Here is a 14,316-nt window from a genome sequence, read left to right as displayed (position 1 = left end):
TTCGCACCGCCCGTGGTCAGGACGCGGGCTGCTCCACCTTCGTGTCGGCCTTGCCGTCGACGGCCGCCGCCAGCTGCGGCGCCAGCCGCTCCACGACGTACGGCAGGCTCAGGACCGTGCCCATGGACAGCGCGTTGCCGTAGTCGCTCGACTCGTTCACGTAGACCTCGCGGCCCTCGCCCACCACCTTCAGGTCCTTGTACGAGGCGTCCTTGTGCAGCTTGTCGGCGTCCTTGGTGACATCGGCGACCTGCCACACGACCGCGTCCTGGTCCAGCAGATCGGTGCGCTCCTTGCTGATGTTCGCGCCGAACTGGTCACCGATCGCCTTGTCCAGGTCCTTCGGCAGGGAGAAGCCGAGGTCGGTGAGGAGATGCGAGCGCGGGTCCTGGCTGCCGAAGACGAACATGCCTTCGTACGGCGTGGCCATCACGGCGGACTTGCCCTGGAACTCGGGGTGTTCCTTGACGGCCGCCGCGATCACGTCCTCGGTCGCCTTGACGGCCGCCGACGCCTCCCGCGTCTTGCCGAGGGCCTTGCCGATGATCTCGGTCTGCTCCTGCCACGGCACGCCGTAGTCGTTGTACTCCTTGGGCTGGGCGACCACGGGCGCGAACTTGGACAGCGACTCGTACTGCTCCTTGGTGAGTCCGCCGTACACAGCAAGGATCAGGTCCGGCTTGAGCGCGGCGATCTTCTCCACCTGCGGTCCGGTGCCGGTGTCCTTCAGGACGGTGGGCGCCTCGGCGCCGGCGAGCTTGTCCTCGGCCCAGGGGCCGACGGCGCCCTTGTAGCCGCCGAGCCACTCGGTGGTGCCGACCGGGACCGTGCCGAGGGCCAGGGCCGAGTCCTGGTCGGTGAGGCCGACGGTGACGACCCGCTTCGGCTGGGACTCGACCGTCGTGCTGCCGTACTTGTGGCTGATCGAGACCGGGAAGGCGGACTCGCCGGAGGCGCTCGCCTTCGGGTCGGTGTCCGACGCGCCGGAGTCCGAGTCGTCGTCGCCGCAGGCCGTGGCAGCGGACAGGAGCAGGAGGGCGGAGCCGAGCGCGGCGGCGAGCCGGGGCACTCTGCGTGAGCGGGAGCGGAACATCGGTCGTCCTTCTGTTCGGTTTCCTGTGGAGCGGGGCTTTCTACGAGTCGCTTTCGCGGGTGTCCGACCAGGCGGCCCAGAGAGTGGCGTAGGGGCCGGCGGCGGCGCGCAGTTCGTCGTGCGTGCCGGACTCGACGATCCGTCCGCCGTCCATGACGACGATCCGGTCGGCGGTCGCCGCCTGGCTGAGGCGATGGGCCACGATCAGCGCGGTACGTCCGTCCACCGCCCGGGCGACCGCCTTCTCCAGCGCCCGTGCCCCGGCGCTGCCCGCCTCGGCGGTGGCCTCGTCGAGGATCACCACGGGCGGATCCGCGAGGATCAGCCGGGCCAGCGCCAGCGCCTGCGTCCGGTCGCCGGTGAGCCGGTGACCGCCGTCGCCGACGACCGTGGCGAGTCCCTCGGGAAGCGCCTCGGCCCAGGCCAGCGCGTCGACCCGGTCCAGCGCGGCGCGCAGCTCGTCGTCGGTCGCGTCGGGTCTGGCCAGCCGCAGATCGTCGGAGAGCGGGCCCGTGAAGACATGCGTCTCCTGCGTGACCAGGGCGACCGTACGGCGCCCCGCGGCCAGCTCCGTCGGCGGTACGCCGTTGACCAGCACCGTCCCGGCGGTGGGCGGCTGGATGCCCGCGACGAGCCGGGCCAGGGTCGTCTTCCCGGCCCCGCTCGCGCCGACGAGGGCGACCCGCTCGCCGTGCCGGATCGTCAGGTCGATGTCGTGCAGCACGGGATGTCCGGGGCGGTAGGCGTGGTGAAGGCCGCGCACGGTGACCTCGACCCGGTCCCTCCCGGCGGGACGGGCCGGCTGCGCCGGCGCGGGTTCGTCGGTGACCCCGACGAGCCGCGCCAGGCCCGCCGTCGCCGACTGGGCGTCGTCCAGGAGGACGAGGGCCGCGTTGACCGGGGTGAACAGACTGTGGAAGTACAGGGCGGCGGCGGTCGCCGTACCCACGGAGGCGGACCCCTGGCGGACCAGCCAGTACCCCGTGAACAGCACGGCGGCCAGACCGATGTACTCGGCGATGTGCAGCCGGCTGTAGAAGCCCAGCACCAGCCGCACCCCGCGCATGGTCAGCGCCACCACCGACCAGGAGCGCTCGGTGACCCGCCCGGAGTGCTCCCGCTCGAGCCGGAACGCCCGCACGGTCGAGGATCCCGCGATGGTGTCGAGGAGTTGCTGCTGCTGGGCGCCGGCCGCCACCCGTTGCTCGGCGTACAGCGGCACGGCACGGGCCACGTACCAGCGCGCGGTGGCCACCTGTACGGGGGCCGCCAGCAGCGCGGCCAGCAGGAACCGCCAGTCGAGAAGGGCGAGTGCGCCCAGGGTGAGGAAGATGGTCAGCAGGGAACGGGCCAGTTCCGGAAAGGCGTTGCGGACGGCCTCGGCGACGAGGGAGACGTCGGCGGTGACCCGGGCGGTGAGATCACCGGCGCCGGCCCGCTCCACGCGCTCCAGCGGAAGTCCGAGGGCCCGTTCGACGAACCGCTCGCGCAACCGGGCCAGCGTGGTCTCGCCCAGCCGGGAGATCAGCGACAGGCCGAACCCGGTGGTGACACCCTGCGCGACGGCGACGGCCACCAACAGCGCGGCCGTGGTGGTGATCGCGTCCACGGACCCCCGGTCGGCGGCGAGGTCCACGATCCGGCCCAGCATCGGCTGGGTGAGCAGCCCGATGGCGGTGGCGGCGACCATGACGGCGAAGGCGGTGAGCGCCAGGCCCCGCTGCGGGCGCAGGAGTTCACCGATCGCGGCGCGGGTGCGGGCGGGCGTGGCGACGGGAAGCAGCTCCTGGGACTCGCTCACGCCAGCACCGCCGTGCGGTAATCGGTGTGCTGGTGGACCAGCCGCTCGTGGGAGTCGTCCGCCACGACGCTGCCCCGGTCGATCAGGACGACGCGGTCGGTCACCGCGAGCAGTGCGGGGCTGTTGGTCACGAGTACGGTCGTACGTCCGGCGCGCAGCTCTCTCAGACCGGCCGCCATCCGCGCCTCGGTGACGGCGTCGACCGCCGTCGTCGGCTCGTGCAGGACCAGGACCGGGGCATCGGCTGCCAACGCCCGTGCCAGGGCGACCCGTTGACGCTGTCCTCCGGAGAGCGAGCGTCCTCTCGCGGTGACCGCGGTGCCGGCGCCGTCGGGGAGGGTGCGGACGACCTCGTCGGCGCCGGACGCGGTGAGCACGGCCTCGACGGGGGCGTCCGGCCCCGCGGCGGCGGTCACGTTCGCCAGCAAACTGCCCTCGAACAGGTCGGCGTCGTGCTCGGCGACCAGCATCGCCGCCCGAAGCTCCGCGAGCCCCAGCGCGGTGAGGTCCGTTCCGTCCAGTTCCACGGCCCCCTCGTCGGGGTCGGCGTGGCGGGCGAGGCAGTGCAGCAGCGCTGACGCGTCGGCGGGGTCGAGGGTGACGACGCCGACTGTCTCGCCAGGGGAGACGTCCAGTTCCACGGCACGCAGCGGGCCGTACGACAGCCCCCTCAGCCGCAGTCGGCCCGCTACGCGGCCCAGCACGGGAGCAACCGCTCGCCGCGGCACGGCGTGTTCGGCGCCGAGGACCTCCGCGATCCGTGCGGCCGAAGCGCGGCCCTGCGCCAACTGGGCGTTGACCCAGGCGAACTCGGAGAGCGGGCCGATGAGGAAGAGGGCGAGTGCCACGGCCGACACCAGCTCACCCAGGCCGATGTCGCCGCGTGCGGCGAGCCGTCCGCCGACCAGGGCGACCAGGGCCAGGAAGGCGCCGGTGAGCATGGTCACCACGCCGTTCTGCCAGGCTTCGGCCCGGGCCGCGCGCAGGGTGGCGGCGAGCGAGTCCTGGCTGATCCGGCGGTAGCGGGAGACGGCCGCCGTCTCGGCGCCGATGCCCTTGAGCACCCGCAGCCCGGCCACCAGATCGGCGGCGACGCCCGACGCCAGGGCGGCCCGCTCCTGCTCGGTCTCGCTGCGCCGCTCCAGGGGCTTGCTCAGCAGGTGCCCGAGCCACAGCAGCAGCGGAGTGCCCAACAGGACCAGCAAGCCCAGGGGAACGGACATGCGCAGCAGCACGACCGCGCCGACGGCCAGTCCGGCCGCACTCGCGATGCCGACGATGAGGGCCATCGCGACGGCGCCGACCCGCTTGGCGTCCTCGGTGGCGGTGTTGGCCAGTTCGCCGGGCAACCGCCCTTCCTCCGCGCCGCCTTCGGGGGCGAGGACCCGGTCGACGAGTTCGGTCCGCAGTCGGTGCGCGGCGGTCACCGAGGCCCGTTCGCCGGCGCGGGCGGAGAAACGGAAGCTGAAGGAGAGGCCGACGTAGACGACGGCCAGCACCCCGAGCCACCCCAGCAGGCCCTCGACGTCGCCGTCCACGACGCCGCGCTCGACGGCGAGTCCGATGACGAGCGGCACCAGGGCCTCACCCGTCTGGTGACCCATGCCCAGCAGGGCGCCGAGCGCGACATCCCTGCGCTGTCCGCCCACCGCACGCCGCAGGACGTCCCGTCCCGGCGGGTCCGCTTTCCTCACGCATCCTCCGGACCGGATCCACAGCGCCCAACAACCGTGCTGACAACTTAGGTTAGGCTAACCAGAACCCCCTTGCTCGGCTACCCCTTCAGCCGAACCGTGGTGGGCGGGTGGCGTGGGCAGCGCACGGTGGGGCGTGTGCCGCGGCGCGAGCGCCCCGCCTCAGCGCCGGAGTCGACCTGGCCGTCGAGCCGGAGGACCAGCGCCGGACAGCCGTTGACCTGTGCCGGTCGCAGGCCGCCCGCGGCAGGAGATCAGGCCCCGGCGCGCAGCCTGCGCAGCAACGGCCACGCCAGCAGCACCGCCACCACCGCGTACACCGCCACCGAGAACGGCGTGTTCACCAGCCCCGACACGCTCCCGTCGCTGATCTGCAGGGCGCGGCGGAGCTGTTGCTCGGCGTTCGGGCCCAGGATGACGCCGATGACCGCGGGCAGGACGGGCAGGCCGTAGCGCCGCATGCCGAACCCGATCAGGCCGATGATCAGCAGGATCACCAGATCGATCACCTCACCGCCCACCGCGTAGGCGCCGACGGCGGCGAAGAACAGGATCCCCGCGTACAGGTACGGCCGCGGGATCCGCAGCAGCTTCGCCCACACCGGCGCCAGCGGCAGGTTCAGGGCGAGGAGCAGCACCATGCCGACGAACAGGGACGCGATCAGACCCCAGACCAGGTCGGGTTCCCGCTCGAACAGCAGAGGGCCGGGCTGGATGCCGTACTGCTGGAAGGCGGCGAGCATCACCGCGGCGACCGCCGTGGTCGGCAGGCCGAGGGTGAGCATGGAGACGAGGGTGCCCGCCGCCGACGCCGAGGCCGCCGCCTCCGGTCCGGCGACGCCCTCGATGGCGCCCTTGCCCCACTCGTCCTTGTGCTTCGACAAGCGCTTCTCCGTGACGTAGGAGAGGAACGTGGGGATCTCCGCGCCACCCGCCGGGATCGCGCCGAACGGGAAGCCGATGAACGGACCGCGCGCCCACGACTTCCACGTGCGCCGGACGTCGTCCTTGCCCAGCCACGGCCGTCCCACCGGGATCGCCTCGCCCGGGCTGCGCCGCAGATGGGCGGCCACCCACAGGGCCTCGCCGATCGCGAAGAGGCCCACCGCGACGATCACCACGTCGATGCCGTCGGCGAGTTGGAGCGAACCGAAGGTCAGCCGCTGCTGCCCGGTCATCTGGTCCAGGCCGACGAGACCGAGCGTGAGACCGATCAGCAGCGAGGCCAGGCCCCTGATCCGGGAGGAGCCCAGCACCGACGTCACGGCGATGAACGCCAGCACCATGATGGCGAAGTAGTCCGGCGCGCCGATGTCCACGGCCAGTTCCGCGACCGTCGGCGCAAGCGCCACCAGGAGCAGCGTGCCGACCAGGCCGCCCGTGAAGTGACCGATCGCGGCGGCCGCGAGCGCCTGCGCCCCGCGCCCGGACTTCGCCATGGGATTGCCCTCCATGGCCGCGACCACCGCCGCACTCTCACCCGGGGTGTTGAGCAGGATCGAGGTGGTGGAACCGCCGAACATCGCGCCGTAGTAGATGCCCGCGAACATGATGAACGCGCCGATCGGATCGAGCCCGTACGTCACCGGCAGTAGCAGCGCCACCGCCATCGCGGGCCCGATGCCGGGCAGCACGCCGATCGCCGTGCCGAGCAGCACACCGAGGGCCGCCCACAGGAGGTTGAGCGGGGTGAGGGCCGTACCGAAGCCGTCCATCAGGGAGTTGAGGGAGTCCATGTCACAGCTCTCCCATCAGCGGACCGCCGGGCAGCGGCACTCCGAGCAGGTTGTCGAACAGCACGTAGGTGACGAGCGAGAGCACCGCCGCTATCAGCGGATCCCGGTCTACGCGGCGACTGCCGAGGGCGAACGCGGCGCCCCAGAACAGCAGGGCGCCGGCCGCCGGGAAGCCCAGCGGCTCGATGAGCACGGCCGCCCCGAGGAACACCCCGGCGAGCAGCGCCACCGTGCGCCAGTCGGCCGGCTCCGACAGGTCGATGTCCTCACCGGTCTCGGCCTGCCCCCGGCCGCCCCGTAGCACGTCCGCCGCGAGCAGCGCCGCGATGACCAGCAGGCCCACGCCGACGACGATCGGCAGGGTCCTCGGCCCGACCGGACCGCGCTGGGTGATGTCCACGTCCATGGTGAGCGCGTCGGTGAGCACCAGCACCCCGAGCGTCAACAGCAGTACACACACGCCGAGTTCCGAGTGCTCACGCAGCCATGAGCGCCGCGCGCCCGGCTCGACGGGGATCGTGTCCGGCTGCGTCGTCACAGTCCCAGCTCCTTCAGCACCGACACCACACGCTTGTCCTGGGCGTCCAGGAAGTCGCCGAACTCCTCGCCGGTCAGGAAGGCGTCCGCCCAGCCGTTCTGCTCCAGGGACTCCTGCCACTCGGGCGAGTCGTGCAGCTCCCGCACCAGCCGGGTGAGCTTGTCGCGCTCGGCCTCGGTCAGGCCCGGCGGGGCGACGATGCCGCGCCAGTTGGTGAAGTTCACGTCGAAGCCGGACTCCCGCAGTGTCGGCGCGTTGGCCAGCTCCTCGACCCGCTCCGGACCGGTGACCGCGAGCACCCGCAGCTCGCCCGCCTTGATCTGGTCCAGGTACTCGCCGACCCCGGACACCCCGAAGGCCACCTTGTCGCCGAGGATCGAGGCGAGCAGCTCGCCACCGCCGTCGAAGGGGATGTAGTTGACCTCCTTCGGCGCGATGCCGGCCGCCCTCGCCATCAGCATCGGCGCCAGATGGTCGGGACCGCCCGGCGAGGAACCGCCGCCCACCGGCAGCTTGCCCGGATCGTCCTTCCATGCGGCGATCAGCTCGTCGATCGACCTGTACGGGGACTCGTCGGCGACGACCACCACGTTCTGCTCCTCGGTGAGCCGGGCGATGGGGGTGGTGTCGGCCAGGGTCCTGGGTGCGTGGTTGGAGCGGGCCGCGCCCACCACGCCGAGCCCCATGGACATCGCGAGCTTGCCGTTGCCGTGCTCGCTCACCAGCCGGGTCAGGCCGACGGTGCCACCGGCGCCGGGAAGGTTGAACACCTCGATGTTGTGGGTGAGTCCGGCGTCCTCGGCGTTCTTCGCGGCCGTACGGGCCGTGATGTCGTAGCCGCCGCCGGGGGTGTTGGGAACCATGAAGCGCAGGCCCGGGATCTGTGTGCCGGTCTCGGCACCGCTGCCGCTGGACAGCAGCGGCGGTCCCACGAGGACCAGTACAGCGGCCCCGAACAGGGCGAGGGGAGTGCGCAGGCGCACGAGTGCCACCACCTGTCGGTGTCGGTCGTAGGGGGTGAGTGAGGTGGGCCACATCGTGCATCGACGGCGAGGGCCTGTCTCGCTTGCGGAACCAACGGAGGTTTTGGTCTTTGTGTCAGCGCACCGGACGTCTTCTCGCGGCCCCGGACGGACGCCATGATGGGGCGATCCCGCAGGTCGCAGGAGGGAGCGGGCCGTGTTCACCCCCTTCCGTCGCCAGACCCTCGCGGGCGAGATGCTGCTGCTCCAGCTCGCCGTCGTGGTGATGGTGCTGCTCGCGGTCGCGGCCGTCTCGCTCGCCCAGTCCGAGGCGACGTTCAACCGGGTCGAGGGCCGCCGCGTCACCGCGCTGGCCGAACTGCTGGCCGCCACCCCGCTCGTCCGCAGCGAACTCACCGAGCCCGTACCGCAGGAGGCCCTCGCCCCTCTGGTGAACTCCACGCGGACCCAGTCCGGGGTGACCTCGGTGACCATCGCCGACGCCGACGGCCGGATCGTCAGCTCGACCGACCCCACCGTCATCGGCGACCGGCTGCCTCTCGGCGTGGGCGCGGCGGCGGGCCGAGGCTGGTCGGGCCCGCTGACCCTCGACGGCAGCCGGGAACTCGTCGCCCAGGTCCCCGTCCTCGGTGCCACCCGCGAGAACCTCGGCCGCCACCTCGGCACCGTGATGATCGGCGCGGCCGACCCCACGGTGTGGCAGCGCCTCAGGGGCGCCTCCTCCTACCTCCTCGCCTATCTCGGCATCGCCAGCGGACTCGGCGTGGCCGGCTCCTGGCTGCTCGCCCGGCGCGTCAAACGACAGACCCTCGGCCTGGAGCCGCGCGAGATCGCCGGCCTCGCCGAACACCGCGAGGCCATGCTCTACGGCATCGCCGAGGGCGTCATCGCCCTGGACCCGGCGGGCCGGCTGACCCTCGCCAACGAGGTGGGCCGCGGCCTGCTCGACCTGCCCGAGGAGTGCGTGGGCCGCAGCCTCGACCAGCTCGGCATCGAGGGCCGGCTGCGAGACGTCCTCGCCGGGAGCGTCGACGACCGCCGCGACCAGGTCGTGGTCCGGGGCGGCCGGGTCCTGGTGATGAACCGGATGACGGTCACCAAGGACGGCCGCCCGCTCGGCTCGGTCACCACCCTCAGGGACCGCACCGAACTGGCCCGCCTCGAACGGGAGATCGGCTCCTTCCGCAGCTCCACCGAGCTGCTGCGGGCTCAGGCCCACGAGTTCGCCAACCAGCTGCACACCATCTCCGGGCTCATCCAGATCGGCGAACAGGACGAGGTGGTCCGCTACATCCGAGCCCTCAACCAGCGCCGCCAGTCCCTCGACGTCACGCTCAGCAGACGGGTCCGCGACACCGCCGTGGCCGCCCTTCTCATGGCGAAGGCGTCCCTGGCCGCGGAACGCAGAGTGACGCTGCGGATCTCCGAGAGCACCGCCCTGGACCGGCTGACCCCCGAGGACGCCGCCGACGTGGCGACCGTGCTCGGCAACCTCGTCGACAACGCCGTGGACGCGGCGGCGCCCGACGGCTGGGTCGAGGTCGAACTGCGGGGGGACACCTGCGGCGTGGAGATCGTGGTCCGCGACTCCGGGCCCGGGGTCGCGCCGGAACTCGCCCGCGAGGTGTTCACCCACGGCTTCACCACCAAAGCGGCCCAGGAGGGCGAACGAGGCGTGGGTCTGGCGCTGACCCGGCTGGTCTGCGAACGTCACGGCGGTGAGATCGCGGTGACCAACACGCCCGACGGGGCCATGTTCACCGCGCGCATGACCGTCGGCCACCTCACCGACGCGGTGGCGGAAGGAGCGACATGACGACCGACGAGCGGCACGGTACAGACGCACGGCACGAGGCGGGCGAGCGGCGCGCCATCGGCGTCCTGGTGGTGGACGACGACTTCATGGTGGCCAGGGTCCACCGCGCCTTCGTCGAACGCGTCCCGCACTTCGAGGTCGTCGGCACCGCCAGCACCGGCGAGCAGGCCATCACCGCGGTCGACGAGCTCCGCCCGGACGTGGTGCTGCTGGACCTCTACCTGCCCGACATCTTCGGCCTGGACGTCATTCCCCGGCTGCGCACCGCCGGACACGACTGCGACGTCATGGTCATCAGCGCCGCCCGCGAGGCCGACACCGTGCGCGGCGCCGCACGGCACGGTGTCGTCGACTACCTCCTCAAGCCCTTCGAGTTCCAGGATCTACGGCTGCGCCTGGAGCGGTACGCCGAGCAGCGCGGCCGGTTGCACGGCACCGTCGTGCACAGCCAGGCCGACGTGGACCGGGTGCTGGCGGGAGCGTCGGCACCGGCCTCGGTGGTCGGCGCGCTGCCGAAGGGCATGAGCGTGGAGACCGCGGAACTGATCGAACGCACCCTGCGCGACTGCGCGGGCACCCTCTCCGCCACCGAATGCGCGGGCCTCACCGGCATCTCCCGCGTCAGCGCCCGCCGCTATCTGGAGCACTTCCACACCATCGGCCGAGCCGCCGTCTCCCTGCGCTACGGCACGACGGGCCGACCTGAGCGGCGGTACAGCCTGAACGGGCGGGTGAGCGGGGCACGGGAGGAGGACGAGGCGCGGGCCTGAGCGCGGTTGTCGGACCTCGCCCCACCGGCCTACCGTCGAGCGGTGGATCTCTTCTCCCGTTCCTGGACCGCCCTGCGCACGGCGGTCGCCGATCGGCCCGACGAGGACTTCGAACGCCCCACCGGCTGCGCCGGCTGGTCGGTCAGGGACCTGGTGTGCCATCTGCTCATCGGCGCCCAGGACGTGCTGATCACCCTGGTCACCCCGGCCGAGACCGAACCGACCGTGAACGCGGTCACCTACTGGCGGCTCGTCGAGGCCCCGACCGGCGAGGACCCGCTGGACGCGCTGATCCCGCGCCTGGCCGCGGCGTACGGCGAGCCCAAGTGGCTGAAGCTCCACTTCGACGACGTCGGCTCCGCCGCGGGCCGCGCCGCCGAACTCGCCGACCTGGGCGCCCGGGTGAGCACCCGCGACGAGGTGCTGACCGTCGGCGACTTCCTGCACGCCTACGTCCTCGAATGGACCCTGCACCACCTCGACCTGGCCGCCCACCTCCCCTCGGTCCCCGAACCACCCGCCGAGACCCTCGCGGCCACCCGCGATCTGCTCGAGAGGCTCGCGGACACGCCGTTCCCGGCCGCGCTCTCGGACAAGGACGCGCTGCTGATCGGCACCGGGCGGCGCGCGCCGACGGAGGCGGAGCGGGCGGAGCTGGGAGAGCTCGCCGAGCGGTTGCCGCTCGCGGTGGGTTGAGCGCTCACGCGGTGAGCTCCGGTCGCCGTCCGGGTCAGCTCTCGTTGCCCGCCCGCAGCCACCCGATGTAGTCGGCCGCGGCCCGCTCGGTGTCGTACTCGGGCCGGTAGCCGGTGTCCTGCGTCAGGCGGCTGATGTCCAGGACCAGGTGCTGCGCCGAGCCTCCGGCGGGGAGGTCGACCCGGGCGTCGGGCACCACTTTCCTGATCGCGTCGGCGAGCTGGGCGTTGGTGGTGGCCCGGCCGGATCCGACGTTGTACGTACGGTGGTTCAACCGGTCCGCGAGCTGGAGCAGGGCGATGGCGCGCCCGGTGTCCTTCACGTAGTTCAGGTCGAGCCCGTCCTCGGCCTGGGCCGGTCCCACGAGGTGGGAGAGGTCGGGAGCGGTGCCCCGGGCGGCGGCGTGCACCAGGGCGGGTGCGGCGAAGAACGGGTCCTTGTGGCCCAGCGGTCCCCAGGTCCCGGAGACGCGGTAGTTGACGATGTCGAGGCCGGCGGCGTCGGCGAGATAGCCGCCCAGCAGCTCGCCGACCTTCTTGAACGCGGGGATCGACACGGGCACGTCCATCGCCAGCGGGACGTCCTCGCGGAACCGGCCGGCGTTCTCGGCACCGACGTAGACCCCGATCGTGCTGGCGAGACCGAGCCGCCGTACGCCCCAGTCCTGCGCGGCCTGCACGATGTTCAGCAGGCCGTCGAGAGCGCTGCGGGTCGCCGCGACCGACGTGTCCGGATCGGTGGACCGGGGGAAGGAGCCGGCCAGGTGCACGATGCCGGTGATGTCGTGGCGGCGGCCGAGGGCGAGCAGGGCCGCACGGTCGGCGACGTCCGCCTGCTCCACCGTCACCGGTGCGTCGGCGAGGACGGCGGGCAGTTCGCGGGGGCGCCGCTGGACGACGACGCATTTCTCGCCCTGGTCGAGCAGGGCGCGCACGGTGTGGGACCCGATGAAGCCGAGTCCCCCGGTGACCAGAATCATCATGTGTCCTTTCGATACGGGGGGTTCACTTGGACCGCAGCTCTCCGAGCGGGCTCGGGCCCTCCGCCAGTGCGGTGACCTCCGCCCGCCAGTCGGTGTCGTCGGCGTGGAGGGCGCCGCGCAGGAAGGCGGTGGTGAGCCGCTGGACGAGGGCGACCCGGGCGGGGCTGGCGTCCGTCGTCTCGGCGGCCTCGTGTCCGGAGACGCCGCCGAGTGAGTGCTCCGCGTCGAACAGCGTGAGCAGGCTCTTGGGGCCCGGGCTGTGCGTGTAGGGGTCGGTGAACCAGTCCGGTCCGCGCGTGGACAGTTGGGACTGGTCCTTGTCCCCGGCGACGATCAGCGCCGGGGCGGTCATGGTGGCGAAGGACGGCCGCATGAAGGGGAAGTGCTCGGCGGCGAAAGGGGTCAGATCGTCGCCGAGTCCGGTCAGGGCGAGCAGGACGCCGGCCTGGACGCGAGGGTCGGTCATGTCCTCGCCGGGCAGCCCGTCGGAGCCGAGGACCCGAGCGCCCAGCAGCGCGCTCGCGCTCTGGGCTCCCCAGGAGTGACCGGCCACGGCGACGCGATCGCGGCGCACCCGACCGGCCAGACCCGGCAACGCGGCCGCCAGGAGGTCGAGTTCGTCGAGGACGCGCCGGAGGTCCTCGATGCGGTGGCGCCAGATCCGGGGCGTACGGGGGTCCTCGGCGGGGAGGCCGAGGGTCCTGGAGTCCAGGTGAGTGGGTTGCAGGACCACGAAGCCGTGGGCGGCCCAGTAGTCGGCCAGCGGGGCGTAGCCGTCCATCGACCAGCCGAAGCCGTGCGAGAAGACGAGAACGGGCAGCTTGTCGCCGGTCGCGGGGGCGGACACGCGGACCTGGAGGTCCTCGCCACGGCCCGGGGCGGACAGGACGACCGGCTTCGCGGAGAGAACGGTGGCGGGCGCGCCCGCGCGGTGGTGCGGGGATGCGGACATGGAGGTGCCTTCCCTTCGGTGCTCGCGCACTCCGGGTTCGGTTCGGGGTGGCTCGGGCGGCATGGTCGGCCGTGGCCCGGTCTGCCATCATGGAGTGAAACGGAACGGCGTTCCGTTAATCACGACGATACGGAACGCTGTTCCGTTTTGCAAGGCCTCAGGAAAGGAGTGCCGCCGGTGAACGACAGCGGCCAGGGCGCGGGAAGCTCGGCAAGGTCCAAGCGCAAGGACGCGCGGCGCAACCAGCAGACGCTGCTGGACGCCGCCGCGGCGGTCTTCGTCGCCTCCGGCGTGGACGCGCCCGTGCGGGACATCGCGGCCGAGGCCGGTGTCGGGGTGGGCACGATCTACCGGCACTTTCCCACCCGGGCGGACCTCGTCATCGCCGTCTACCGCCATCAGGTCGACGCCTGCGCCGAGGCGGGCCCGGCCCTGCTGGCGAGCGGCCCCACGCCCCACGCGGCCCTCGCGCGCTGGGTCGACCTCTTCGTCGACTTCCTCGTCACCAAACACGGCCTGGCCGCCGCGATGCAGGGGGACGGCACCGGATTCGAGGCCCTGCACGCCTACTTCCTCGAACGTCTCCTGCCGGTCTGCGCCGACCTCCTCGACGCTGCCGCCGCCTCCGGCGAGATCAGCTCCGACCTCGACGCCTACCACCTCATGCGCGGCATCGGAAACCTGTGCATCGGCGCCGAGAGCGACCCGCGCTACGACGCGCGCCGACTGGTCGCGCTGCTGGTCGCGGGGCTGCGCGAGCCGAAATGAGATCAGGGGGCCAGGGTTCGGGCGGAGATCAACCGGTCGGCGCAACGACAAATCGATACAGCGGGTGAAGAGGCCCGCCCCTTGATCAACTCGGCGATGTGGGGCGGTGATCCTGGGTCGGCATCGATCAACGGACCGTCCGGCGAGCGTCGTCCGGCCCCGGTCCTCCTAGCGGCATGGAGTTCCCCTTGCGTGTTCGTCGTTTCCTGACCGGCGCTCTCGGCAGCGCGGCCCTCGTCCTCACCTCGTTCGGCGTGGTCACCACGTCCGCCGTACCCGTTGCCGCCGACCCGTGCGGCTTCTACGAGACCGGCTCGGACGCCTGGTACAACCACTGCACCTCCGACGGCTCGAATGTCGTCATCAAGGTCGAGGTCGCCTGGCAGGCCGACTACGAACGATGTGTCGGACCCGGCAGGAGCTGGCTGGGCTCCGCCTCCAAGATCCAGGGCGCGCACTACGTGGGCCGCACCTGCTGATCCGTCCA

Annotated in this window: 13 protein-coding genes; 5 read left to right on the top strand and 8 right to left on the bottom strand. The window is 72.2% G+C overall.

Going from position 1 to position 14,316, the window contains the following annotated elements; all coding sequences use genetic code 11:
* Nucleotides 1-16: 16 nt before the first annotated feature.
* The 6 genes from ACWDRW_RS32280 to ACWDRW_RS32255 form a co-directional block, all read right to left on the bottom strand.
* Complete coding sequence (locus ACWDRW_RS32280) at nucleotides 17-1,093, bottom strand: iron-siderophore ABC transporter substrate-binding protein (protein WP_451729417.1); 1,077 nt, start codon at nucleotides 1,091-1,093, stop codon at nucleotides 17-19.
* Between the two features lie 40 nt (nucleotides 1,094-1,133).
* Complete coding sequence (locus ACWDRW_RS32275) at nucleotides 1,134-2,894, bottom strand: ABC transporter ATP-binding protein (protein ID WP_451729414.1); 1,761 nt, start codon at nucleotides 2,892-2,894, stop codon at nucleotides 1,134-1,136.
* Nucleotides 2,891-4,588, bottom strand: coding sequence for an ABC transporter ATP-binding protein (locus ACWDRW_RS32270; RefSeq protein ID WP_451729412.1), 1,698 nt, complete (start codon nucleotides 4,586-4,588; stop codon nucleotides 2,891-2,893). Before ACWDRW_RS32270 ends, ACWDRW_RS32275 begins: the two co-directional genes overlap by 4 nt.
* 254 nt (nucleotides 4,589-4,842) lie before the next feature.
* Nucleotides 4,843-6,324, bottom strand: coding sequence for a tripartite tricarboxylate transporter permease (locus tag ACWDRW_RS32265; protein ID WP_451729409.1), 1,482 nt, complete (start codon nucleotides 6,322-6,324; stop codon nucleotides 4,843-4,845).
* Between the two features lies 1 nt (nucleotide 6,325).
* Nucleotides 6,326-6,862, bottom strand: a complete 537-nt coding sequence (locus ACWDRW_RS32260) for a tripartite tricarboxylate transporter TctB family protein (RefSeq protein WP_451729406.1) — start codon at nucleotides 6,860-6,862, stop codon at nucleotides 6,326-6,328.
* Complete coding sequence (locus tag ACWDRW_RS32255) at nucleotides 6,859-7,845, bottom strand: Bug family tripartite tricarboxylate transporter substrate binding protein (protein ID WP_451729453.1); 987 nt, start codon at nucleotides 7,843-7,845, stop codon at nucleotides 6,859-6,861. The genes ACWDRW_RS32260 and ACWDRW_RS32255 overlap by 4 nt, the downstream gene beginning before the upstream one ends.
* Before the next feature lie 196 nt (nucleotides 7,846-8,041).
* Here ACWDRW_RS32255 and ACWDRW_RS32250 point away from each other — a divergent pair, with 196 nt between their 5' ends.
* From ACWDRW_RS32250 to ACWDRW_RS32240, 3 genes are read left to right on the top strand one after another with little or no spacing between them, the layout of a single operon-like run.
* Nucleotides 8,042-9,661 carry an ATP-binding protein gene (locus ACWDRW_RS32250; protein ID WP_451729404.1) on the top strand — a complete coding sequence of 540 codons (1,620 nt, stop codon included), beginning with the start codon at nucleotides 8,042-8,044 and terminating at the stop codon, nucleotides 9,659-9,661.
* Nucleotides 9,658-10,431, top strand: coding sequence for a response regulator (locus tag ACWDRW_RS32245; RefSeq protein ID WP_451729401.1), 774 nt, complete (start codon nucleotides 9,658-9,660; stop codon nucleotides 10,429-10,431). The genes ACWDRW_RS32250 and ACWDRW_RS32245 overlap by 4 nt, the downstream gene beginning before the upstream one ends.
* A 42-nt stretch (nucleotides 10,432-10,473) precedes the next feature.
* Nucleotides 10,474-11,127 carry a maleylpyruvate isomerase N-terminal domain-containing protein gene (locus ACWDRW_RS32240; protein ID WP_451729399.1) on the top strand — a complete coding sequence of 218 codons (654 nt, stop codon included), beginning with the start codon at nucleotides 10,474-10,476 and terminating at the stop codon, nucleotides 11,125-11,127.
* A 34-nt stretch (nucleotides 11,128-11,161) separates the two neighbouring features.
* Here ACWDRW_RS32240 and ACWDRW_RS32235 read toward each other — a convergent pair whose 3' ends face one another.
* The gene (locus ACWDRW_RS32235; protein WP_451729396.1) at nucleotides 11,162-12,109 is read right to left on the bottom strand and encodes an NAD-dependent epimerase/dehydratase family protein; all 948 of its coding nucleotides are present in this window, start codon (nucleotides 12,107-12,109) and stop codon (nucleotides 11,162-11,164) included.
* A gap of 22 nt (nucleotides 12,110-12,131) precedes the next feature.
* Nucleotides 12,132-13,061 (bottom strand): alpha/beta hydrolase family protein, encoded by a 930-nt coding sequence (locus tag ACWDRW_RS32230; RefSeq protein WP_451729393.1) that lies wholly within the window; start codon nucleotides 13,059-13,061, stop codon nucleotides 12,132-12,134.
* A gap of 177 nt (nucleotides 13,062-13,238) precedes the next feature.
* On the opposite strand from ACWDRW_RS32230, the gene ACWDRW_RS32225 reads away from it, so the two are divergent.
* Nucleotides 13,239-13,829 (top strand): TetR/AcrR family transcriptional regulator, encoded by a 591-nt coding sequence (locus ACWDRW_RS32225; RefSeq protein ID WP_451729390.1) that lies wholly within the window; start codon nucleotides 13,239-13,241, stop codon nucleotides 13,827-13,829.
* A gap of 176 nt (nucleotides 13,830-14,005) precedes the next feature.
* Nucleotides 14,006-14,308, top strand: coding sequence for a DUF6355 family natural product biosynthesis protein (locus ACWDRW_RS32220; RefSeq protein WP_451729387.1), 303 nt, complete (start codon nucleotides 14,006-14,008; stop codon nucleotides 14,306-14,308).
* Nucleotides 14,309-14,316: the final 8 nt, after the last annotated feature.

This window comes from Streptomyces sp. NPDC003635 (genome assembly GCF_053587635.1).
Note: the sequence above shows the minus strand (reverse complement) of the source record. Positions and strands in the feature narration are given on the sequence as shown.

Bases quoted from the DNA above. Each gene is read 5' to 3' on its own strand.
- ACWDRW_RS32280 (WP_451729417.1), bottom strand. From the start codon at position 1,093: ATGTTCCGCTCCCGCTCACGCAGAGTGCCCCGGCTCGCCGCCGCGCTC.
- ACWDRW_RS32265 (WP_451729409.1), bottom strand. From the start codon at position 6,324: ATGGACTCCCTCAACTCCCTGATGGACGGCTTCGGTACGGCCCTCACC.
- ACWDRW_RS32245 (WP_451729401.1), top strand. From the start codon at position 9,658: ATGACGACCGACGAGCGGCACGGTACAGACGCACGGCACGAGGCGGGC.
- ACWDRW_RS32235 (WP_451729396.1), bottom strand. From the start codon at position 12,109: ATGATGATTCTGGTCACCGGGGGACTCGGCTTCATCGGGTCCCACACC.
- ACWDRW_RS32230 (WP_451729393.1), bottom strand. From the start codon at position 13,061: ATGTCCGCATCCCCGCACCACCGCGCGGGCGCGCCCGCCACCGTTCTC.
- ACWDRW_RS32220 (WP_451729387.1), top strand. From the start codon at position 14,006: ATGGAGTTCCCCTTGCGTGTTCGTCGTTTCCTGACCGGCGCTCTCGGC.